The organism is Ohtaekwangia kribbensis (assembly GCF_042676245.1).
GTDB lineage: Bacteria > Bacteroidota > Bacteroidia > Cytophagales > Cyclobacteriaceae > Ohtaekwangia > Ohtaekwangia kribbensis.
The window spans coordinates 232,167-254,709 of the sequence record NZ_JBHTKA010000001.1; the positions used below are offsets into that span (position 1 = coordinate 232,167).

The following is a 22,543-nucleotide window of genomic DNA, read 5'->3' on the forward strand; positions in this document are numbered from 1 at the left end:
ATCAAAATACTCCCTTGAATGATACTTTTCGGAACAGCAGATCAGAGATGGGATTCTCTGAATTCGGAAGGTGTGGTGCCGGTTTGCTGTTTAAAATACTTGATAAAATTAGTGGGCTCTGCAAAGCCAAGTTGAAATCCGATTTCCTTGATTGACTGACTGGTATGTACAAGCAATCGTTTTGCTTCGAGCAACACGCGATCATTTATAATTTCCTTCGGAGATTTACCCAGAATTTTTGCGGTGGCTTTACTCAGTCGTTTCTCCGAGATATGTATCCTATCGGCATACTCTTTTACCGAGCGTACTTTTGTAAAATGGTTATCAAGCAGTTCGTTGAACAACATGACATAGTCAAGATCAGCACCTTTGGATATTTCGGTGAAGCCTTGCTTTCGTTTTTCACGATCGGCCAGCATCAGAAAATTATGCAGGTGATTTTGCAGAACATCGTGATGGAATTTTTTATCAGTCTGTTGCAGTTCATTCTTCATCAGCTGAAGTATATTGTGGAGAGAATCTTTTCCTTCCCGGACCTTCAGCGCTGCGTTATCCAACAGATCGTGAAAGAGGATTGTGCTGCGCAGGAACTTAATATCACTTTCATCGCGACAGAAGAAGTTGTCGGTGAAGAGGATCAGGGTGCCCTCAAATTTCTCAGATGGATCAAAGAAATGGACTCTCCCCTTATTAATAAACAGGATTGAATCTGTGCTAAACTTTACCGGTACGAAATCTACCAGGTGCGTGCCACTCCCCTTGTGAATCCAGAGTATATTATAAAAGTCAGCACGATGCGGAGATGTGAGAATGTCTTTATGCTTCTTATACAGATCGTTAACAGAGAGTACCTCAAACTCCAGCGCCATGCCGGGCTTAAACTTGTATTGCGTGATACTGTCTTTCATTCAAGAGGCAAAGTAATGTACAAATTGCAAGTTTACGAATTCACACGTTGACCGCTTCTCCTTTTGCCGCGCGTTTCTTTGCCCCCCGATAACTATCGGGGCAGATTTTCGCAGCTAGAATACACAGAATATACCCACTACCTTTCACACTCGTTTGCCTCTCCCCAACCGTTAGCGGCCAGAAACTAGCAGCTATATTCCGTCACTGCAGCGTAATGTTAAATACAAATGTTGCCTGAATGGTTTTACCTGTTTCATACTCATACACCAAGGCCTGCTTTACAGTATATTTATCGCCTGCTGCACATTGCTTGGGAAATTGTCCGATAGAGAATGAGAAAGCCGATGCATCAAATTCAGAAAACACTTTTGCTTCAGCACCCCATGCACATACATTAGCTTTCGCATTAAACCAATGTCCGTAGCCGCTGGCCGTTGTCGTGGCATTGAGACTTCCGCTGCTCTCAACAGCATTGAATGTTATTTTATTACCCATTGCCTTGGTAATGTCTGATGGCTGCATGACAAATGATTTTGCCAATTCCGTGACATCGTCATCCATCTTTACGGTAGCACCATTATAAACCGTTTCGCTATAGGGGAAACTCACGTTATAGGTAAACGTAACGTTTTGCGGAGTCTCCGTACCATCAAAGGAAACATTGCCATACATATCCGTATTCGAGAACTTCAATTTATACGGCCACTGATCATCGTTCGTATTGTCTTCATCCCACGCATGTGGTGTATACGTATTGGGCGCACCGGTAACAACGAACCAAAGTTTACTGCAATTCTCCGGCACCGTAAAGGTAGCCATGCCGGTTGTGCCCTGGTACATGTCGCTATATACGCGTGTGTTGTTTTCCAATAGCGCTACATATCCGTAGCGCCAGCCTGCTCTGCCAGCATCATCAACCTGGTTGAAACCACTTTCATTTACAAGACCTGTAAAGGCTGTCGATACGGTTGTCCCGGCAGCCGGTACATTCAGTCGTATCACGTTATACCCGGTTGTTGACGGGCAATGATCGTACGCTACCTGGTAGCTTCCATCGTCCCGTGTAGTATATTTATAGGAATGAGCCCCGATATAGTTTGCACCTGGTTCACGAAGTGCATCGAGGTCCCATGTAACAAACCGTGTAGCCGCGGTATATAGTTCGTCATTCAACTGCGTAACATTGATACCGGTAATGCGCATATAAGCCTGAATCGGATCCTCCGGTTCCTGTGCTTCCCGCCATACCCTCCCCACTATATCACGACCATGTTTATCTGCCCAATAGTAATGAACAAAATAACTCGCATAGCGCTGTGCCTCGTGACAGATGTGTCGGAAATAATTCGAAGTATATACTTCAAAATCAGAGTCCGTGAAGGCTTGAGTCGGGTAACTTTGAAATGATTGCCACTGCGCAGTCTGCTCCCAAAATGTATTGCCGCCATTGCCACCAAAACCGTATCGGAAGCCTGAAGTTCCTCCCAGATCACAAAACACCTGGTACTGGAAGCTGTGTCCTATTTCGTGTGCTATAACAGAACCTACCGGTTTGCATGTACTTGGACTTACCCACAACGCTCCAATTGTATCGTCATAACCGGAGCCGGTAGCCAGCCAATCAGTCTGATAGTATAGGAAGATAAGCATCTTGTATTTATCAAGATTGGATTTACCGCTTCCTGTCTCGGCAAATTTCAGATCGCTGATATTCAAATCGTAAAACGACTCGGCTTTCTCAAGTAAATCTGTAATATCAACGCGGTAAGCTTCGGGAGTTGCTGTGGAGCCCGGATCTTTATCACCATACCCGGCCGCCCAGAAAACTATAAAGTGTTCCGACTGTTTGCTGCGTCCGTAATACCACTTACTTTCTGCTTTGTAAAAATCGTTAGTCTTCAACTCATTCGGTATATAGATCTTGCTGACATCAACCTTGGAAGGATCAAACGTGGATACGGAATCTGTATTCGAAGTGTTTGTAGCAGGATCGTTATCTTCGTTGTTACATCCCCCGATCATAAAACACAGTACCACAATCAAGGTGAAGTATAGGTGCGTGTGGTGAAAGATTCGACCATACTTTGCTTTGTAAAGAGATTCCATCATTTAACTCGGTTTAGTGCTCAGACTATATTTAAGGAAGCAAATAGATTGATGGATCATCATCAACCTATTATTGTTTAAATGTAGCAACAAGCGACAAGAAGTACTTTACGGATATTAACTGGTGCCGATATTATTTCAGCAAAAGTATACGCTTTACTTTCGAATGTAAGATATATCGCGTTCTGCAACTGTGGTAATTGTGGAATAATAAAACAGAAAGCGTACCACATAACGGGTGTTATATATCTCTGCGCACCCGATAACTATCGAGGCAGATTTACGCAGACATTTACAGAATTACCTGTATTTCATCTGCGTTAATCTGCGCCCTCTGCGGGCAACAATCAGGCCTTCTTCAGAAAAACAAGCAGGCCCAATACAGATACGCACAATAGTCCAAACGCAGAGAACATCATAACAATGTCACGCACATTTTTACCCGCCCAATCCATCAATAGAAATTTATGAAAGATCGCGAAGGTATATCCTTCCAAACGATCACCGTTATTAATGGCAGCAGCAAGTCTTGAAGTCGAAGTCTCAACGTAAAGCGTACTTTCATCCGGAGTATCGTAGGCAAGTCTGATCACCGGAAGCCGTTTAAATACAAATCCATACTCCCTACTTTCAAATTTCGAAACGTTTTCAGTCTTCAAGAGCGTTGCGTCTTCATCGATACCAGTATTTGTTGATTCACCCATCTCATCACAGCAGGCAGCCGTCATGGAGGTCTTGTTCGTTAATACTTCCAGAAACTTCTTTCCTAAAAACTTCGCATATTCCATATCACCATTTTGCCATACGCTGGCATCCGCGGCATTTATGTATATAGTTTGTGCGGGCTCATCGTCAGTCTTGGTGTAGAATACCTGGAAGTAGTCGCGTTTGCTTTTTCGCACTACGGATATAGTATATACCCGTTCCCAATCAACAGCCAGAGCTGTGGTTGCAACCGTTAACTCGCGGGTTAGGACAACCGGCTCATACACCATGGCCGGCAACAGATTGGGCTCCAATTTGCGCGCAGCATGAAACGCTCCACTCATGCTAAAGGTTAGTGTAATAAAGGCGGTGGCTATACCAATTTGCCGATGGTACTTTCGTATACCTTTCTTCTCATTGGTGCTGTTTAATCTCCGGAAGCGCTTCCAGAATAATCCATATATAGTAATACCGGTGATCGCAGATAAAAGTATAACGGTTAACAAAACGATCATGATACTGATTCGCATTGTATCGTTGGATATATTTTCCAGGAATGACCAGTTGTGAAAATTATCGAAGACAAATAGAAAGGCTTTCCGCGCATTTGTATTAAAAGTACCCATGCGCCCGGACGATGTATCAATGTAAACATCCATACCATCTGCACGATCGAAACTTACCTTCCATACGGGAAGGTAGCGGTTAATATACTTGTATTGTTGATCAAATTCCTTTTGCAAAACAAGTGATTTAACTTTACTGCTTTGATCATCCAGGAAATAGCGTGCCATATAGGTTGCAAATTGCTGGTCGCCATCCTTTAGAAATATACCGGTAGCAGCATGGTAGTACCGCAGCGATCCGTCAACCGTTTTTACCTGGTAGTAGGTTGCTCCGTTAAAGGCTACCAAGCGAAAGTTTTTGAATTCATGAATTCGATTTTGCGTTAACACCTTTTGTACCGACAACTTGATCTGACTTGTATCCACAGGCACAGGCATCATAAATTCGCGCGCGATGGTTGGCTTGAACCAATGAGACAGGAACGGGTGCATGAGACCGGACAACGACCAGAAGATTACAGGAATGATTGTAATCAAACCAATAACACGATGCCACTTGAAAATGTTACGCTTGACTACATCTGAAACTACGGGCGATACCGGCTGAGCCTCATCATCTACTGCCGATGACGCTTTGAATGATGTTACTGAATTATTTTTCATGTACTTGTTCATCGTCAGAATTACTTAACAGAAAAATTATACTGTATACCAAACACAAATGTGCGCGGTGCCGCAGGCGTATAGGTAGTTCGGTCGGTAGTGTTGTTGCCTCGCGTTGCGTTGGTAGAGTAAAGTACATCCGTAACATTGAGCACATTGCTATATACTTCGATCCATTTCCATTTATAGCCTATCCGGTAGTTAATAACATCGTATCCCTCATACCGAATAGTATTGATCTGATTTTGATAGTAGCCACCCACATGTTGCCATTCCACAGATGTGCGCAGGTTCGGTATATATTGGGGATAGTAGTAAAACTCCGTGTTCCACGTCCAGCGGGGAGCAGCAGGCATATCGTAGCCTGCCAGGTTTTGATACTTATCGGTAGATTTTGTACTGATCTGAAAATCTTCAAAGCGATGCAGCGCAGTAGTGCCACCCAAGCGGAAGAAGAATTGTTGTGAAGGTTTTACCGTGAGTCCGAGTTCTATACCTCTGTGCAACGTCTTCCCGGCCGACTGGTAATCCGTTGAATTATCCGGTTGTCGAATATTTAAAAGTTCGTTGGTGCCCTTCATCTGGTATAAGGCCAGATCAAGGTATATCTTATTCTTCATAAACACGGCCCACCCTCCTATCTCATAGTTCTCAAATTGCGCGGGCTTCAGATTATAATAGAATTCTGCGGGATTGGTATTCGGACGCTTCCTGAAAATAGCTGTCAGCGCTGGCGGTGAAAATCCTTGTGAATAGTTAGCGTATATACCTTTGTCTCTGCCAAGATCATACGTTAGTCCTAACTTGGGTGTAAACTTGCTATACACTTTATCTCCGGCAGAGGCATCGAGGTAATTGTTATAGGTAAATGCCATGCGATCGTAGCGTAGCCCGGAAGAGAACCGAAGATTTTCAATTGGTGAAAAATCATACTGGAGGTAGCCTGCAGCATTCTTGATGTCAGCATCATAGTCTGCCAGTTTAATATCCGGTCGCTCCTGGCGTATGGTATATTTCTCCACCGATTTGCCATCAGCACGCAGCTGTGCATTCAGATCGATCTGATAAGACCAGTAGTCGTTGGGAGAATAGTCAACCATTCCACCGGTGATCCACCGTGAATCCATAAAAGCAAACTGTTGACTATGCTGTATCAGCACGCCATAGCTTGTAAAGTTATTGGAGTTGATTTCGCCTCTTGCTGTTGAAGGGTCGTTGGTTGCACTTGGTGTAGGACTCCATCGAATACCATACGAAGGATTTTGTCCGTGCTTATTGTAACGATTAAAGAGTGTTACAAAAGTTTTAGACCCGTTGCTCCAATCATGTTCAAGGGTAAGACGCGAACGCGTTGCATCTGATTTTCTATAGGTAAAATCGGTTGTGCTCACATATTGCCGACTGAAGAACGCAACACTGTCTACACTCCCGGCTGTATTCGAAAAATATTTACCATACATAAAATTACCGATCAGGCGTGTATTGGATGTGAAGTGATATTCCAGGCGCGCGTTAACGGAAGTCTTATCGTAGTCGGAGTTAGCCATCCAGGAATGGGTTTGCTCACTCTTTACGCCACCTATATATATACCAAATTTACCCGTACGTGCGCCTCCACCGAACTGCGCTCTTCGAAATCCGAAGTTATCAAACTGTACACCTACTCTAGCAGTCGGCATAGTGGTGGGTCGTTGCATAATAAAGTTAACGGCACCTCCTATAGCTTCCGCTCCATAGATAGAAGACACAGGGCCTTTTACCACTTCCACTGAACTGATGGCAAACTGATTAATCTCCAGCAATGCGTTATGATTGAACACACCCAGCGGCCGTATCGGCACGCCATCTTCCAGGTATAAAAAGTATGCGTTAGTAGTCATGGGCTGACGTATAGCCATGGAGTGCTGTTCATTGTTAAGGTTTACCATCAGTACTCCGGGTACCTTGTTAAGTGCTTCGACCAATTGTGTGGGCTTTGTCTCATCAATCAGTTTGGTGGACAGTTTCGATATAGCTACCGGGGTTTCCGTTCGTAAACTGGCTTCGCGGTTCGCAGTTACCACTACTGTCCGCATCTCTTCTGCACGCGGGGTCATTGAAATACGAATCGGTGCATCGGATGTTTTTACTTGCTGATTTTCATAGCCGATCATTGACACGATCAGTTCAGGATATTGCTCGGAACTAGTTAACTGAAAGAACCCTTCTGCGTTGCTGGTAGTACCAACGCCCGGGCTATTGGTTAGTTGTATCGAAGCACCTACGGCCGGTTCTTTGGTTTCAGCATCGTAGATTTCGCCTTCTATTTTATATTGGCCGAATGCCGAAATATAGCATAGGCATAGCCCTATACTGGCATATAGAATTTTTTTCATGGATAGAATGAAAGTATATATGGAATAATAAATAACAGACCCTGCCACAGAAGGAAGGATCAATACATCAGCGAATGCTGACCGGCATTAAGATTGATAAACAGGAGGTCGAAATACAGATTGCTGACAACCCTGAAGGAGTCGGCTTACAGCCGGAATATATTCAGCACGAAAAGGTGTTTGAATGCGAAGAGGAGCTTGTGTTTTATCGGAATCAAAAAACAACTTGATCTCAAAGGCCACGGGAAAGGTACGCTGACTTGTCTCGTCATGATCGGCAGACTGAATCGTAAGTCCTTTATCAAAATCATAATCGCTGTTACACATGGCAATGGGGAGCTCGTCTGTTAATCCCAGGGTGTAAGCTATCTCGTTCCGGTTTTGATAGAGATAAGAAAGCAATCCCACACGACTGGCACAATGCAGAATCATACTACCCAGGATCACGAAAATGACAATCTTTCTCATCATCGGGGACAAAGATAACAACGAATATCAAAAATGCTAATGATCAAAATCACCTTCTGAAATGACATTCAACCCTGGTGCGATTCTCATTTATATTCGAGCTTTATCAGCGACACCGCCTGCGCGGGCAATGTAACAGATATATATACATGTCCTTTGTCGGTGATTACCCATTCGGGTGATTTCAAGAGTTCAAGCTGACCTGCACGTTCAAGCATCTTGAATTGAGTCTCATTCACGTTCTGCGGAGAGCCCATCGACTTCCATACTTCGTATGCGTTGCTGTGATCACGATCAATGCGAAAGTGACTCAACATCACTCTTTCAGCCGGTATATTTTTGATATTCAGTACTACTTCCGTCTCCGCGCGCGGAACATCGGCATCGTGATAATTCCAAACCATCAGCGCCATCGAAGCATCGGCTGCCGTGGCGAGAGCATGTATATCTACAGCTTTTCGTACACCTTTTGTAAGTATACTATCAAGTGCTATCTCATGGCTATTCTCCACTTCGATGCGATTGCCTTTCATCATTCCGAACATGCGAAATACATTTAGCACAGGCTTGTCCACACCGTTGGTGGCCAGATCTCTGAATCCATAAAACCAGGGTTGTCCTTCAAACTCAAACGACCAACTGGTTACACCTTCCAGGTATATTTTGTAGCGTTTGGCAAGATCATAGAGCCGGGTGAATGATGCAGCGGTATAGCTCGAATACATCGTACCATTGCGGTAAGCGTTTTCAGGATTCGTAGCCATTCCGCAAGCTGCACATCCTTCCGGATCAAACTCCGTGATCAGGATCGGCAATTGCTTAAACACAGATTTACTCACGATATCAAAACCTTTGGCAACATCGTTCAACTGCGTTGCCATATTCATCACAACGTGGCCTTCCATTACTTTAGGACTCCCCTTAGCGTGGAAGCTGATGAAGTCCAGCGGAGATCCTTTCTTTCCTGTCGCGTAATTTGTGCCTTCTTCACAGTGCTTTAAAAAGTTTCGAAGGAAGTCGGCTGCTTTATTCCAACCTGGTCCTGTAGAGGATGGGCCTCCAACTTTTGCTTCGGGCATAGCACGTTTCACACCGTCAACTGCGTAGTCGTATAGCATGTTGAATTCTTCCGGTGTTCCCTGCCAATAGCCAATGTTCGGTTCATTCCATACCTCCCACCACCACGTGCATACTTCATCTTTACCGTAACGTTCCATAGAATGTTTTACCCATTGATATACCAGCTCGCCCCATTTCTTATAATCAGCAGGTGGATACGCCCACCCGGTATATATCTTGTTATAGTCTACACCCGGTTGCCACGTGTGCCTGTAGGGTTGTGGCTTTCTTGACAATGCCTCGGGCATAAATCCAATTTCTACCACGGGCTTCATTCCTCTTTCTACAAAGACATCCATAATGCTATCCACAAGCTGCCAGTTATATACCGGCTTGCCACGTTTAGTTTCTGTATAGGCGTTAGTGGATCCCCATTTGAGTGCAGCCTCTCCGTTGCCCGTGGTAAGAAGATTGTGCACCCGCACGTATACCGGCACCGGGCTCAGCGCTGCAAGTTCCGACAACAGCTTCTTCCCATCCTTCATATAGGTATAGTTCGGCTCATCATAACCAAAATGTGTCCACGCTGTTGACCACGGTGAATCAATCTTTTTAAGATCAACGGTAATCTGGTGTGATGTACTCTGTGCAAATGCCTGAGACAGCAAGCCCACAGTAGTGAATACGAGAATAATAATTAGTCTGTTCATGCAGCGTGATATATATATGGGAGTGGCAAAATTGTCTACCGCAAGGAAAAACCTATATACGTGCAAATTTTGCATTACTAAATATAGAAAGCTTTTCCAATGATGAAAACTATTTTTACTCGTGCCCGGTAAACCTGGTTAAGATAGTATCAGTGCGGGATGCTTAAGCAATATTGTAGTATGCATGCTTTTCTCAATACCTATAGAAGAATAACAACCACGCGAATCAGTAGCCCTATAGCATCTACATGATCTTACTATTTACAGCATACGAAAGAGCTTCCGCTATTGTGCTTACATTTAAGCGATCGAAAATCTGTCTTCGGTAATACTTCACCGTATCAGGAGCAACCGACACTTTCGCTGCGATCTCATTAATTGATAATCCTTGAGCATAAAGACGCAGTACTTCTATTTCCCTGTTGGTAAGGCGGGGCTTCTCTGATTTATGCCAGCGTTTGTCTTTCAAATCCAACGCCCATGTCTCATTAGAGCCTTGCTTGTATATATAAATATTACCCGAAGTTTTATGATGTGAAATGGAAACGATACACATGGCCTTCCACATTTTTTTGTCCTTCGTCAGAAGCAGCGGCGTAAGTTTGTGATTGATCAGCGTCTTCTTACCATCGCCATTAACAAGGTGAAAATCGTAGGTTATACTATACTGTATCTTCTCCTCACCGGGCAGATCTTTAAAGAAATCAAATCCGAGTTCGTTTATAGTATTCAGTAATATCAAATCATCTTCCGGAATATTTTTGAAATAGAACTCATAACCAAGCTTCATCACTTCGTCTGGTGAGTATCCGCATAAGAAGAGAGGATTTTCTGAAACGTACTCGAAAGTCATCGTTTCGTAGTTAATGATATATACACTCTCGTAGGTTAACCGGGCAAAAGCTCTTACAGCATCCAGGTAATCATTCTGTTCGGGGCGCTCTTCGTCCGATATCTTCCCGATGTGGTTCTTGGTGAGCAAGGTTGAGTTACTGTTAATTTTCATGTTAACGATGGTGTTCAACAAATCTACACTAAAGTGTAGGCTTTGAAAATCGTCTTATACCGATTTTTACGAATATAAGCCCTTACATGAAACTATATTCCCGGATGGAAAACCAACCTACTACACGCACAACAACCATGAATTGCAGAAATTGCAACGCTACAGTTACCAGTAACTTTTGCTGTGACTGCGGCCTGCCTGTACAGATTAACAGAGTTGACTGGCATTACATCGTACATGAAATTCAGCACGTATTACATTTTGAGAAAGGCATCTTGTATACCATTAAGGAACTATTGCTCAGGCCTGGCACAAGTATTCATGCGTTTATAACCACGGACAGAAGCAGGCTTGTAAAACCGGTATTGTTTATCATCGTAACCTCGCTGATATATACTACCATAGATCATCTATTCCATATTGAACAAGGCTACGTTAACTATAATGGACCCAAGAATTCTCCTTCCGTGTTAATTTACAACTGGATTCAAAGTCATTATGGTTACACAAATATTATCATGGGCATATTCATTGCACTTTGGCTGAAACTCTTCTACAGAGTACAGGGCTACAATCTTTTTGAGATCTTGATCCTGTTATGTTTTGTGATGGGCATGGGGATGTTGATCTTTTCTGTTTTTGCCATGATCGAAGGATTTACAGGAATCCACCTGATGCAAATATCAAGTATCCTGGGGCTGTCCTATTGTACGTGGGCAATCGGGCATTTCTTTGATAAGACGCGAGTAGCAAGCTACTTCAAGGCACTGGGTGCCTATATATTAGGAATGGCCACATTCTCTCTTTTCGTATTCGCTTTAGGGATGCTGGTTGACTTTATAGCATCATGAGTAACAGCAGTTTTGTGAGCAGAGCACGTGCAGGGGGTAACTTATCCATACATTAATCTATAGATATATAGTGAACATGGCACCCAGCTATTATTGGGAGACACCCGGAATAAATATCTTCCCGGTCTTCTTGTCCATATAGCCTTGCTGGCCACTGGGCATTTCGATGAACAGGGCATTTATACCGGGATTATAATAATCATCTTCAAATACATCTTCAAGTACCGGCTTTTTTATTTCAACAAAGTCTGTAGTCACTAATCCGTATTTCCCACGCAGGCGTGTTGTATAACAGCCATTCTTATATTCGATATTGTCGTAGTCAAATCTCGCCAGAACATTTCCCTTTATATCCATCACGGATATGCTAATATTCGGATTCGTTTTAACACCTTTAATCCGGGCTGTGCTTGGTCCTTCTGCTGAATCATAATATAACTTACCTACAATTTCATAGCCATCTACAAAATGACTCTCCAAGACCTCCGTCTTTTTTCCACGGGTTCTTTCGATCGTGACCGTCCAACCTTCTTGTCCAATATTCCCTGCTGCATACAGGTCTGTCGTTGTTTCACTATCTTCTTCTTCCTGATAGACGGCCGTGGGTTCAGAAATTACTTCCTCTCCTGCAACCACTACAGTTTGTTCTACGTGAATTTCGTTCCCTTTCAAGTCAAAGCGCTTTTGATCTATGCCTATAGAAGCATCGATAAACATTCTTCCATTCTCAATTACTCCATTGATACGATCGTACTTCGTATCCAGAAAGTTCGTTCCCGTTGATAAGTTTAACACACCGTACTTTCCATCTTTCCTGACTTCGGCCAGACCTGGAAATCGCACGGCCTTACCTTTGCGCGGATAATATTTTAACAAAGACACATCTTCGTATATCAAACCACCAACAAACTCCCTGGTAACAATATTCAGGAATCCAGTTTTTCCATCTTTCGTTACAACATGAAGTTTTTCCGGACACTTACAATCGCTGGCGTAATCAAACTGTGAAATTTGCCGCCAGGTCTTCAGATCAATAAAAATATACTTACCATTCAGTATCGCCAGGCTCGTTTTTCCATCAAGTTCGATAAGTTCGCTATACTGAATAGGAAGGATTGTTTTTCCTTTATGGTTAACCACCCCGAAATTCGAGTCCTTTTGTACAACTGCAAATTTTGCCTTAACAATGCGAGGGGGTCTGTCAAACTGAGGCGTCATAACGACTTCCAGTTTTTCATTTGTCAAACCCCACTTTGTTCCGTCAGAGTATGGATAGAGTTGCTTCTGCGCATAACTAGCAAGTGTGCAAAAAAAGCAGAGCAGGTATAAAATTCGTTTCATGCCATTCAAAATAGTTTTGAAAGATACGTATTTGAATTTACTAAAATGAAATTGCCATGATACTACAAGCTCCTGATCACTTGTACTTTACATCGCTACGAGAAAGCTATAAATAAAGATTCTATTCAAAAACAGCCATGAGATGTATTGCTAATGTATACCTAAGGGAGCGGATCACCTCCACGGTAGTCAACACACTTTACATCTTTTAGTAAAACAGCACGATGAAGATATGCATACCATTACGACACTTGATCAAAAAGCAAGCATCTTCTTTGACCCATCGCGTGTGAACGGGGAAACTTGCTATAGCCAGTAACGAAGGCTACATCTCTATATGGCTGTATGTCTCTTAAATGTAGCACTATATTTAAGGAACCTGCTTGATGTCTCTTTCAACCGTCTTCATTTAACACCTATCGCTACCAAAGTCAGAGAATTCAAAACGCGCCTGGTTGTAGGCAGCCCGTTACTGGTTCTTTACATCCTCATCAATTTCCTTTTTATCCTTATTATCTGAACTAAAGAAACAATGGAGTGCACAGCCATGAGATTTATCTTTGTAACCAGCTTCTACTTTTGCTACTTCTTTTCCTGCTACCTTAACAACTCCATCCGGATCAGTAGTTACTACATGACCTTTCATGGATTTATAGCTTCCATCTTTTTGAATTTTGCCTATCATTTTTCCGCTGGAAGTAGTCACATCGCCATGCCCAGAAATAATACCTATTACTTTCCCGGACTGGTCACATACTTTTCCATTTTTTATCGACCCCAATGTTTTGCCATCATCACCGACTACAGTTCCATCCGCCTGCAAACGTGGATGCATGCCCCGGTGCTTCGGAGGCATTTCCCTTTGCTGTGCTGGTTTGTCTTGCGCGTTAACAAATGAAAATGCAACTACCATTAACATCATCATTAAAAGCATCTTGTTTTTCATAATGGTATATTTAATTAGTACTCAGTAAAGATTATAATAACACCAGTGTATTCACCTGACTTTAAACGGTCTGAAATATGATCTTTGTCATACTTATCTTTTGCCCCGTTTCAATAGCTATCGAAGAATACCTGAAAACCAGTAGAACTAAATAAGGCCTTTCAGGTATTGTACCGGATACAAGGCTATCAATAATTTTGTCATATATAAATCTTATATCAAAAATATTACGTCCTACGATGAAAATGGTAATATATTTTTCATCTGCTGTTATTACTTTACATGCCCGTTATTATCCTCCAGTGATGAAATACAAATTAACAGGAAACTCCACGGGTAAAAATCATAGCAGTTTGCACACCAATCAAAGTCATTGCGGTTACCGCTTACCCGCAATAAATGTGGGATGTCGCTATAATCATACTCTTAAAAACCAGGGCTAAGCTATAATGCTAAAACGAAGACTATTTCCTTCCCAACTAGCGGTCGCTAAACTATGGGTATTGTGCCTGCTCCTATGTATACTTTCCGGTTGCGAGGAGTGCAGAGAAATTGACTGCGGACCGTATCATCAGTATCAATTTACGGTTTTCGGATTTGAATATGACGAAATAAAAAATATTGAAGTACGAAGTTTTAAGAAGGGGACTAACTATACCGAACCTGTTAGTGAATGGCTTATTACACCGGATAACGCTCTCTACGTATATACCCGTGATACAGATGTCTTTCTGATTACCCCAAGCCCAGATAAAGTAAATTTCAAAATAACATCGGAATACGATTATGAATTTTACTTCCCGACTACCAAAACGAACAGACGGTTAAGCGAAATTACTGATATACCTTCACAGGTGGAGTATTGCACACCTTCTCTGCAGCGAAGCGAATGTAGTAACACACAAATTAGCTCATATCTCCTGGACGGCACTCTTCACCAGGGAGGAATACTTCCTTTTAGTAAGTGACAGCGTATGTATACAATCCAGCCAAATTATATACTTACCCCTATAAGGCATTTTAATACTGTGCACCAAATTTAATGTACAGTTATATTTCTAGAAGTCCTATCGCGGCCTGCGCGACTGTTCCAAGCATCTCAAAATTGTATCATCAACACCGCGCATGATTTTCTTCAAACCCAAACAAATGAGGAGATAAAAGTGAAAGGCAAAGTTATGGAATCGCGATATTATGCGCGCTGGTAGATTTCATTGGTTACGCACACATTACTTCAGGGCGATTACCTCAGCAGAGAGTCCATCCAATAATTTTGATGTAGCGTTGCTGTGGATGTCAGGGTAATTAACTGGTTAGTTGTATTAATTATGAAACCAAGTTACTATGCGTGTAATAAGAATCACCAGTCTCCGGACCATCGCATGTATATATATCACAGGCTGCCTGGCAGCTTTTCCGATCGCGGCTTCTGCACAGGCTCCCCCCAAACCCGTGGGTCCGGTACCGAATGCTCGACAGATAGAATGGTATCATCGTGAGATTATTGCATTCTTCCATTTTGGAATGAATACATTCACCAATGATAATGAAGGTGATGGCACTGCGAACCCGGAAGTATTTAACCCTGCGGCACTGGATTGTAACCAATGGACAAGTGTTTTGAAGCGAGCCGGTATAACAACAGGTATACTGGTAGCCAAACATGCTGATGGCTTTTGTAACTGGCCCACGAAACATTCTAACTATTCTGTAAAAAATAGTTCATGGAAAGAAGGCAAAGGCGATGTTGTGAGAGAGTTTACCGATGCCTGTAAAAAGGCAGGCATAAAAGCTGCTATATATCTTGGACCACACGATCGTCATGATTCACGTTATGGTACGGATGACTATAGCGATTACTACGCCAGCCAGCTATCGGAGCTGTTACGGAACTATGGTCCTATATGGGAGATCTGGTGGGATGGTGCCGGAGCTGATAAACTGACTACATCACACTATACACGCTGGGCTGATACAGTTCGAAGACATCAACCACAGTGCGTCATATTCGGAACCAAGAACTCGTATCGTTTTGCGGACTGCCGATGGGTTGGAAATGAATCCGGTTTCTCGGGCGATCCCTGCTGGTCGACTATAAATCCATTTTCTATACGCGATGAATCCAGCCATATACAAGAATTGAATCATGGCGAAATAAATGGCCAGGCATATATACCTGCCGAAGTAGATGTATCGATCCGGCCCAGTTGGTTCTATCATCCGGAAGAAGACAAGCGTGTTAAGACCGTCACAGAATTATGGGATATATACTTTAACTCGGTGGGGCGCAACAGCGTTTTACTTTTAAACTATGCCCCCAACAAGGAAGGATTGATCTCATCAGTCGATGCACAGCGTACAGACAGTCTGCGGTATCTCATCAATGCTACCTTTCAAAACAATTTGGCCAGCAAGGCCAGCGTCAAAGCGATGCATCCACGAGGAGAAAAATATAAACCTACAAACCTCATCGATGGCACTGAAAACACATACTATGCATCTGCAGAGGGTTTTTCAACCGATACGTTAACATTCAATCTCGGCTCACCGCAGGTATTTGATGTGCTTATGTTACAGGAAGTGATAGAACTCGGCCAACGTACTACACGCTGGTCCGTTGACTACTCCATCAATGGGAAAAAGTGGACCCCTATTCCTGAAGCTACCGACAAACAATCTATAGGATATAAATGGCTTGTCAGGTTCAAGCCCGTACGAGCAAAATATGTTCGACTTCGCATCACAGAAGGCCAGGCAAGTGCAGCTTTACATACTTTTGGAGTATATAAACAGCCAATAACAAAGTAATATACTATACAATATACCAGAACTGACATTGCTTTAAGGTTGATGTATCAAATCTTAAATTTTGCTGATTAAAAATATTTAATGTGAACTTGCAGACACAATGAATGGTTCTAAACTCATAGACAACAAATCACCATTCTGCTGACCACATCAGTTCTTTCAAAATGTCGATGTCGCCAATATCGTCATCTATAATTAGTATCGGTATAGTATACATCACAAACTATCCAATGTTCTATCAATAAATGTATGACACAAAATAAGCGGCAGCAGACAATCTACCTCCGGCCATCTCAGCCAATCAATACCCCAAGTTAGGTATTGCAAGTTAAGGTCAATGCAAGGATTTTAGTCGTTCAAATAATGCCTTAACACCTATGCGAGAGTATTTAAAAAACGAGGTTCTAACAATAGGCTACAATGAAGCAGCGCTGTCGGTCGTATCGAAGTGGATAGTTACTCCGACATCAGCGGAGTTCAGAGAAGGTCTGGACGCTATGCTTGCAGCGATGAAGAAATTCAATACAGGGAAGCTCGTTGTTGATACAACATTTCTTGGCGCAATTCATCCAGACGATCAGCAATGGTCGGCAAACGACTGGTATAAGAAAGCTCGGGAAGTTGGATACAATCGAATCGCGCTGATAGTACCAACAGATATATTTACAAAAATGTCTGTTGAAGAAACAATAGGGTCAGTACAAGAACAAGCTGTAGATATGGGGTACTTTGATAATATTGATTCTGCAGTTGAGTGGATCATGAGATGACACACTACACTATATAGTCCTGACTAAAAAATGAGAGAAACTAAGTCACTGTGCTATTGTAGAGTTAAGTCTCACACACTAGGAGTCTTCAATCCAGATAATTCTTTGGATATGTCTTTTGGCCATATTTCTCGTCAATTTGCCTAAGGAATTCCTTTCGCTCTTCAGAGAGTTCCGGCACAGGTAAAAACTTCCCGTGCTGAACAGGTGAACCTATTTCCTGGAATACTTTTTCTAAACCAGAAGGGACTACAGTGCATAGCATGCGCGCAATTTGATCAGACTCATTTTTAAAACAATGCACCGCACCACCAAATGGTATATTGATGAATCCGCCTTCTTTCACCGTAGTTTTTCCCTTCTCGGTTTTAAATTCAAGTACACCTTCCACCAGAAAAAACATCTCTTGGGTATCGGGATGAGCATGAGTCGGTGGGCCACCGCCCGGAGGAACCAACATCTCGATTACTGCATAGTTACCATCCGTTTCATCACCTGAAATAATTATACGATAGTTGCCACCAGCAACTCCCAATAGTTCGCCTTCATTTTTATCTACGATTTTAACACTGGTTTCCATATCAATCATCTTTGGTTTCCACTATACATACCTCCTTTGAATACGTTGGCTTTCTCGTCCGTTACAAATAATACCAATTCTGCATCTTTTACTGCTGTTATGTTAATTGCTTCATCAATGATAATGAGGCTCTCTTTTTTCTCTAAGCCCACGTTGCCGTTGATTTCAACTTCACCATGGAAGACGTACAACAAAAGTGTGAGATTGTTTTTTGGCAATTGCGGAAGCGTTGAGCTTTTATCTTTCAGGAGTTTCATATCGTAGAGCCATGTCTCACTGCTAAATTGAAAGATGGTCTCAGAGTTGGGGGAAGCCAATAAACGCCATTTACTTTCACTGTGCAGTTCTTCCAGATCGAGAAAAACAACTTCTGGTTTCAGATCTTTTCTTCCTGGACGAATGAAGATTTGTAATCCCTCCAGTGGTTCACTTTGTCCATCAATTACTTCTTCATGGTAGAAAGACTTTCCCGCCTTCATGAGCATAAGTTTTTTCTTGCCGATAGTCTCAACAAAACCTTCTGAATCTTTATGCTTTGCTATTCCTGTTCTGAAATAAGAAAGGATTTCATCATTAACATGTGGATGCATGGGTATAGTAGTTCTTCCATGAATTTCCGGGTGATCAATTCTTCCAATACTGCCAATTCCGGTATCAGAATTCGAAACCACTAAACCTGGATACAGAATCTTGATCGGCCCATTACCCATAAAAACCGAACGATTTATTTTTTGTAACATACTTTTAAATGCTTTAATAAGAACCGAAGGAGATCCAGTCCTCGGTTCTTTTTTAAATGTTAATTATGCGAACTGCCCTACTTTGGACATGATCTCTTCAAAAATGATTGGTAAGGTTTTCTGTCCGTCCTCAGTTGCCCAATTATGTACCAATTCTGAAATCAGCTGATTAAATGTAGTAGTACGCACACCTTTGCTTTCCCATGTTTGTTGAGCAATATCATCTGCAATTTGGGTTGGTGAACCACCTGCATCAATTACCACCTGAACGTCAAATCCTTCTTCTCTTAAAGAGATAGCAGGCCATACAATACATACATCATTAGTGAGGCCGGCCATGATTACATTTTTTCTGCCATTTGCAGCTTTTAAAACCGCACTCTTATAGTTCTCATCTGCCCATGCATTGGTGATGCCGGCCCTTTTCACACGATTAGCAAACGCTTCTGGAAGTAGCTCTTGCAACTCTGGTAATAATGGTCCTTGAGCTTGATCTTCCTGGCTACTGGTTAGCACAACCGGTATATTAAGTGCCTTCGCCAGTTTTGCCAGGGCTCGGGTTCTGCTGATGATCATCTCATGTGGTCTATTAGCACAAAAGTTAAGTGTACCAGTTTGATGATCGATGAGTAACATTACAGTGTCTTCCTTTTTGAACAGTTTCATTTTATTAACTTTTTAGTTGAACGTTATGTACCTGAAATCATTTTTTATGATTTCATAACACAAATTTACCTCAACCAAAAAGCTTGAAACGATGACATATGTCATTAAAGAACCGGGCGAAGAAGCAAGAAAAAAGAGTTTAGTAAATTCCTTTCGATACCAGGAAAATTATTGTTGGGAAAGCTGACTCCGAATTCGGCTAAGAGTTTCTTTCTTAATACCTAAGTAAGACGCAATGATGTGCTGCGGAAAGCGTTTCACAAAATCCGGATAGTACTTCAATAGATTCTCATACCTATTTAGTGCTGTTAGACTAATGGCATCATTTAATCGTTTTTGTGAAGCGATATAATTGTTTTGATCCATATGCCAAAACATTTCTTTGATTGCGGGAAACTCAAGAATGTCTTCTAACTCTTTTCTTTTTAAAATAAGTAGCTGTGTGTCTTCCCATGCTTCTATATTGTATACAGAGGGAGTGCGCATCAGGTAACTTTCACGGTCAACGATCCACCAGTTTTCGATTGCTAATTGAATTGTATGCTCATTGCCACTATCGTCCACACTATACTGCCGCATAGCACCCTTTACAATAAACGCTGTTTGTTTACAAATTTCTCCCCGGTGTAGTAAGGTCTCTCTTTTTTTTAGCTTTTGTGGCACCCACGATTTATGAATGATTTCTATTTCATTTGATGTGAGCGGGACGTTGCTGTAACGCTTAATATAGGCAAAAAGAGCTTCGTACATATTGCTATTTTACAAGAGAATCAAAGTTCAAAAAAAATGCGCAATTTTTACTGTATCAGATAAAGTAAACGATTATCCGGCGATTATCCACGGAGTATTAGCCAAGAGCCTCGAACACATTTAATGCAGGCACACTATCTGAACTGAAAAACCGAGCTCCAAAATATTCCCCTATATATAGACAGAGAATGAATTACACCTCATTATCAATGGGGCGTAAGAAATGATCTAATGTCTATATAAATAATTATCAACTTTTAGAAGGAGACTAACACTATATATAAGAGGTTCGAATTACTTAGCATCCCGATATGTTCTGTTAAAGCATTCAATGAATTGCTTTGGTATCCACCGAACGGCATACTTACGTTACAAAGAAAGAACGAACAATTACTTAGTCCTTTGAATATTTGTTACGGATAAGATATTAGAACAAAACAATAGACAAACCGCAATTTTTAGTTTTTTTTAATCCAGGTATATATCTCCTATTAAATATAGCTTTGCTTTTCCGCTAATTTCAACTCTCTCATTTAAATACTTACATAGTAAATACCCTTTACGCTCTGAAAGTTGTATCGCTGTAAATTCTTCTTTGTCAAGTTGTTTTGCCCAATATGGCGTTAATGTTGTATGAGCTGAACCTGTTACAGGGTCTTCGTTAACACCAACTTGAGGTGCAAAAAACCTTGATACGAAATCAACGTTGTTTCCTTTAGCTGTGATAATAACTCCACGACTATTCAATTTTGAAATTACATCAAAAGCTGGCTTTATATTTTTTATATCTTCTTCCCTGTCAAAATGATGGTCAGCATTTCGCCAATATTGTGCTGTCCGTTTTTTGTTTTCTGATCAGGCTGTGCGCTGGTGATCGAGTCTCCTCCAATAAAGAGCATCATTAAGTTGAAATAAAATTTTCATGAAGGTTGAATTAGTGACAAGGCGAAAGTTGAAATTTTAAGTCTGATACCGCGTTTTTCATCTCTGCACAACTCATTCTGAATTTCACGATAAGCGAGGATGCTACAGTTAGAAATCCGATCGCCAGTATCGGGGCCAGTAAGCCAAAACGATCAGCTATTAATCCAGTAAGGATAGCTCCTATAGCATAACCAAGGTCTCTCCACAAACGAAATATACCCATACTTTTCGGCCGTTGTTCCGGATGAGTATAGTCTGCAATTGCAGCAAGGAAAGTCGGATATACTACAGCAGTACCAATTCCAAGTAAGGCAGATAACAACATGAACCAAAAAAAAGAATTTGCTACAATCATGGTAAGAAGAGCAACACCCTGCGTAAGCATACCAATGAATAGCAAAGTTTTTTTGCAATACTTGTCTGCAAGTTTGCCTGAGTAAAGTTGCCCCACCCCCCAAACTGCTGGATAGGTTGCAACGATAATTCCGGTTTGATGTAGATCGAATCCCTTTGATACAAGTAATAAAGGAAATAGTCCCCATACCATTCCATCATTCAAGTTATTGATAAGACCAGCTTGCGTAATGGAGCCTAAATTTTTGTGCTTCCAGGTAGTGTCCCAAAAGACATTTTTTAATAACGGAATTTTACTTGACGTAGCTTCGAGTTTTACATGCTGATGCGTGTCTTTTATAAACAACAAACTAAGAAGTAATCCAAAGAAACCTAAACCGACCCCGATATAAAACGGGTATGGCCTAAGTCCATAACGACTGGCAATCCAGCCAGTAGCAAAGGCAATAGCAGCTAGAGCTATATATCCGGCAAATTCATTTAGTCCCATAGCGAAGCCCCTGTTCTTTTCTCCAACCAGGTCAATCTTCATTACGACTGTGCTTGACCAAGTGAGCCCTTGACTGATACCAAGAAAGATGTTCGCTAATATTATCCAGTTCCAATTTTGCGCATAAATCAGGAGCAGTGGAACTGGCAACGCTAATACCCAGCCAGCTAAGAGCAGATTTCGTCTTCCAAAACGATTCGCTAACGTGCCTGTATAGTAATTGGTGGTGGCTTTCGTGGTACCAAACACAGCGATGAAAGATAGTACAGCAGTTTTTGCTTCTAAGCCAAAATCAACTTCAGCAATTTGTGGAATAATCGTACGCTCTAAGCCAATCATCCCTCCTACAAAAGCGTTGACGATTACCAGTAAGGTGAATTGCTTCCAATTTTCCTTAAGGCCAAGTTTGATTTCGTTACCCATTTAACTCAGAAGTTTTACAGTTTGATATACTAATTCAAGTGATGTGAGACTGCCATTTTCTGTTCCTTTCTCAAAGTCACCGTTCTGCTGAGCCATCGAATTTGTTATATGCGCGAAACATACTACCGGTTTTGATTGGACCCGACTAAAAGCATACAATGCTGACGCTTCCATCTCAACACAGTCTGCTCCTAAACTTTGAGCGTGATGCCCCCTTATCGCGAAACAAATTCTGCTATCGCTTCCTGTAGTCCAACTTCTTCCGGGCTATACAGGTACATGAACAGAAGTAAAAAGCGCCTGCAGTCTTCTTAAAAGACTATGAAGTAAATT

20 protein-coding genes and 1 pseudogene are annotated in these 22,543 nt (G+C 41.9%); 5 read left to right on the plus strand and 16 right to left on the minus strand.

Annotated features, from left to right (window positions below):
- Positions 1 to 41: 41 nt before the first annotated feature.
- From ACFQ21_RS01050 to ACFQ21_RS01080, 7 genes are all read right to left on the minus strand, one after another.
- The gene (locus ACFQ21_RS01050) at positions 42 to 908 is read right to left on the minus strand and encodes an AraC family transcriptional regulator (protein WP_377573566.1); all 867 of its coding nucleotides are present in this window, start codon (positions 906 to 908) and stop codon (positions 42 to 44) included.
- 202 nt (positions 909 to 1,110) lie between these two features.
- Entirely contained in the window at positions 1,111 to 3,018 is a 1,908-nt protein-coding gene (locus tag ACFQ21_RS01055; protein ID WP_377573569.1) for a DUF4859 domain-containing protein, read from the minus strand.
- A gap of 344 nt (positions 3,019 to 3,362) precedes the next feature.
- Positions 3,363 to 4,949: a PepSY domain-containing protein gene (locus ACFQ21_RS01060; protein ID WP_377573572.1), complete on the minus strand. Its 1,587-nt coding sequence runs from the start codon at positions 4,947 to 4,949 to the stop codon at positions 3,363 to 3,365.
- Between the two features lie 20 nt (positions 4,950 to 4,969).
- A complete protein-coding gene (locus ACFQ21_RS01065) occupies positions 4,970 to 7,324 on the minus strand; it encodes a TonB-dependent receptor (RefSeq protein ID WP_377573574.1) in 2,355 nt (784 codons plus the stop codon).
- An 87-nt stretch (positions 7,325 to 7,411) separates the two neighbouring features.
- Entirely contained in the window at positions 7,412 to 7,795 is a 384-nt protein-coding gene (locus tag ACFQ21_RS01070; protein ID WP_377573577.1) for a hypothetical protein, read from the minus strand.
- An 83-nt stretch (positions 7,796 to 7,878) separates the two neighbouring features.
- The gene (locus ACFQ21_RS01075) at positions 7,879 to 9,561 is read right to left on the minus strand and encodes a GH39 family glycosyl hydrolase (RefSeq protein WP_377573579.1); all 1,683 of its coding nucleotides are present in this window, start codon (positions 9,559 to 9,561) and stop codon (positions 7,879 to 7,881) included.
- Between the two features lie 244 nt (positions 9,562 to 9,805).
- Positions 9,806 to 10,567, minus strand: coding sequence for a response regulator transcription factor (locus ACFQ21_RS01080; protein ID WP_377573582.1), 762 nt, complete (start codon positions 10,565 to 10,567; stop codon positions 9,806 to 9,808).
- Positions 10,568 to 10,704: 137 nt separating this feature from the next.
- On the opposite strand from ACFQ21_RS01080, the pseudogene ACFQ21_RS01085 reads away from it, so the two are divergent.
- Both ACFQ21_RS01085 and ACFQ21_RS01090 read left to right on the plus strand, forming a co-directional pair.
- Positions 10,705 to 10,950 (plus strand): annotated as a pseudogene (locus ACFQ21_RS01085) (DUF3667 domain-containing protein); the annotation flags it as partial.
- Positions 10,951 to 11,085: 135 nt separating this feature from the next.
- The gene (locus ACFQ21_RS01090; RefSeq protein ID WP_377578295.1) at positions 11,086 to 11,418 is read left to right on the plus strand and encodes a hypothetical protein; all 333 of its coding nucleotides are present in this window, start codon (positions 11,086 to 11,088) and stop codon (positions 11,416 to 11,418) included.
- A 90-nt stretch (positions 11,419 to 11,508) separates the two neighbouring features.
- On the opposite strand, the gene ACFQ21_RS01095 is transcribed toward ACFQ21_RS01090, so the two are convergent.
- Both ACFQ21_RS01095 and ACFQ21_RS01100 read right to left on the minus strand, forming a co-directional pair.
- Positions 11,509 to 12,759 (minus strand): WG repeat-containing protein, encoded by a 1,251-nt coding sequence (locus tag ACFQ21_RS01095; protein ID WP_377573587.1) that lies wholly within the window; start codon positions 12,757 to 12,759, stop codon positions 11,509 to 11,511.
- A gap of 469 nt (positions 12,760 to 13,228) precedes the next feature.
- Positions 13,229 to 13,705 (minus strand): 5-fold beta-flower protein, encoded by a 477-nt coding sequence (locus tag ACFQ21_RS01100; protein ID WP_377573590.1) that lies wholly within the window; start codon positions 13,703 to 13,705, stop codon positions 13,229 to 13,231.
- 503 nt (positions 13,706 to 14,208) lie between these two features.
- Here ACFQ21_RS01100 and ACFQ21_RS01105 point away from each other — a divergent pair.
- The 3 genes from ACFQ21_RS01105 to ACFQ21_RS01115 all read left to right on the plus strand — a co-directional run bounded on the left by ACFQ21_RS01105 (position 14,209) and on the right by ACFQ21_RS01115 (position 17,283).
- Entirely contained in the window at positions 14,209 to 14,673 is a 465-nt protein-coding gene (locus tag ACFQ21_RS01105; RefSeq protein WP_377573592.1) for a hypothetical protein, read from the plus strand.
- A 376-nt stretch (positions 14,674 to 15,049) separates the two neighbouring features.
- The gene (locus ACFQ21_RS01110) at positions 15,050 to 16,513 is read left to right on the plus strand and encodes an alpha-L-fucosidase (protein ID WP_377573595.1); all 1,464 of its coding nucleotides are present in this window, start codon (positions 15,050 to 15,052) and stop codon (positions 16,511 to 16,513) included.
- Between the two features lie 377 nt (positions 16,514 to 16,890).
- Complete coding sequence (locus ACFQ21_RS01115) at positions 16,891 to 17,283, plus strand: hypothetical protein (RefSeq protein WP_377573598.1); 393 nt, start codon at positions 16,891 to 16,893, stop codon at positions 17,281 to 17,283.
- 88 nt (positions 17,284 to 17,371) lie between these two features.
- On the opposite strand, the gene ACFQ21_RS01120 is transcribed toward ACFQ21_RS01115, so the two are convergent.
- The 7 genes from ACFQ21_RS01120 to ACFQ21_RS01150 all read right to left on the minus strand — a co-directional run bounded on the left by ACFQ21_RS01120 (position 17,372) and on the right by ACFQ21_RS01150 (position 22,441).
- The gene (locus ACFQ21_RS01120) at positions 17,372 to 17,863 is read right to left on the minus strand and encodes a cupin domain-containing protein (protein ID WP_377573601.1); all 492 of its coding nucleotides are present in this window, start codon (positions 17,861 to 17,863) and stop codon (positions 17,372 to 17,374) included.
- Positions 17,864 to 17,868: 5 nt separating this feature from the next.
- Entirely contained in the window at positions 17,869 to 18,603 is a 735-nt protein-coding gene (locus ACFQ21_RS01125) for a pirin family protein (RefSeq protein ID WP_377573604.1), read from the minus strand.
- 63 nt (positions 18,604 to 18,666) lie between these two features.
- Positions 18,667 to 19,269: an isochorismatase family protein gene (locus ACFQ21_RS01130; protein WP_377573607.1), complete on the minus strand. Its 603-nt coding sequence runs from the start codon at positions 19,267 to 19,269 to the stop codon at positions 18,667 to 18,669.
- A gap of 168 nt (positions 19,270 to 19,437) precedes the next feature.
- Complete coding sequence (locus ACFQ21_RS01135) at positions 19,438 to 20,019, minus strand: Crp/Fnr family transcriptional regulator (RefSeq protein WP_377573610.1); 582 nt, start codon at positions 20,017 to 20,019, stop codon at positions 19,438 to 19,440.
- Positions 20,020 to 20,487: 468 nt separating this feature from the next.
- Complete coding sequence (locus ACFQ21_RS01140; protein ID WP_377578238.1) at positions 20,488 to 20,805, minus strand: PhzF family phenazine biosynthesis protein; 318 nt, start codon at positions 20,803 to 20,805, stop codon at positions 20,488 to 20,490.
- 148 nt (positions 20,806 to 20,953) lie between these two features.
- Positions 20,954 to 22,210, minus strand: coding sequence for an MFS transporter (locus ACFQ21_RS01145; RefSeq protein ID WP_377573613.1), 1,257 nt, complete (start codon positions 22,208 to 22,210; stop codon positions 20,954 to 20,956).
- On the minus strand, positions 22,211 to 22,441 hold the full coding sequence (locus ACFQ21_RS01150; RefSeq protein WP_377578241.1) for a phosphorylase family protein: 231 nt from the start codon (positions 22,439 to 22,441) through the stop codon (positions 22,211 to 22,213).
- Positions 22,442 to 22,543 lie beyond the last annotated feature (102 nt).

Coding starts and splice junctions, on each gene's coding strand:
- ACFQ21_RS01065 (WP_377573574.1), bottom strand. CDS start 7,324: ATGAAAAAAATTCTATATGCCAGTATAGGGCTATGCCTATGCTATATT.
- ACFQ21_RS01090 (WP_377578295.1), top strand. CDS start 11,086: ATGGGCATATTCATTGCACTTTGGCTGAAACTCTTCTACAGAGTACAG.
- ACFQ21_RS01050 (WP_377573566.1), bottom strand. CDS start 908: ATGAAAGACAGTATCACGCAATACAAGTTTAAGCCCGGCATGGCGCTG.
- ACFQ21_RS01095 (WP_377573587.1), bottom strand. CDS start 12,759: ATGAAACGAATTTTATACCTGCTCTGCTTTTTTTGCACACTTGCTAGT.
- ACFQ21_RS01120 (WP_377573601.1), bottom strand. CDS start 17,863: ATGGAAACCAGTGTTAAAATCGTAGATAAAAATGAAGGCGAACTATTG.
- ACFQ21_RS01070 (WP_377573577.1), bottom strand. CDS start 7,795: ATGATGAGAAAGATTGTCATTTTCGTGATCCTGGGTAGTATGATTCTG.
- ACFQ21_RS01145 (WP_377573613.1), bottom strand. CDS start 22,210: ATGGGTAACGAAATCAAACTTGGCCTTAAGGAAAATTGGAAGCAATTC.
- ACFQ21_RS01125 (WP_377573604.1), bottom strand. CDS start 18,603: ATGTTACAAAAAATAAATCGTTCGGTTTTTATGGGTAATGGGCCGATC.
- ACFQ21_RS01115 (WP_377573598.1), top strand. CDS start 16,891: ATGCGAGAGTATTTAAAAAACGAGGTTCTAACAATAGGCTACAATGAA.
- ACFQ21_RS01135 (WP_377573610.1), bottom strand. CDS start 20,019: ATGTACGAAGCTCTTTTTGCCTATATTAAGCGTTACAGCAACGTCCCG.
- ACFQ21_RS01100 (WP_377573590.1), bottom strand. CDS start 13,705: ATGAAAAACAAGATGCTTTTAATGATGATGTTAATGGTAGTTGCATTT.
- ACFQ21_RS01060 (WP_377573572.1), bottom strand. CDS start 4,949: ATGAAAAATAATTCAGTAACATCATTCAAAGCGTCATCGGCAGTAGAT.
- ACFQ21_RS01075 (WP_377573579.1), bottom strand. CDS start 9,561: ATGAACAGACTAATTATTATTCTCGTATTCACTACTGTGGGCTTGCTG.
- ACFQ21_RS01055 (WP_377573569.1), bottom strand. CDS start 3,018: ATGATGGAATCTCTTTACAAAGCAAAGTATGGTCGAATCTTTCACCAC.
- ACFQ21_RS01110 (WP_377573595.1), top strand. CDS start 15,050: ATGCGTGTAATAAGAATCACCAGTCTCCGGACCATCGCATGTATATAT.
- ACFQ21_RS01080 (WP_377573582.1), bottom strand. CDS start 10,567: ATGAAAATTAACAGTAACTCAACCTTGCTCACCAAGAACCACATCGGG.
- ACFQ21_RS01130 (WP_377573607.1), bottom strand. CDS start 19,269: ATGAAACTGTTCAAAAAGGAAGACACTGTAATGTTACTCATCGATCAT.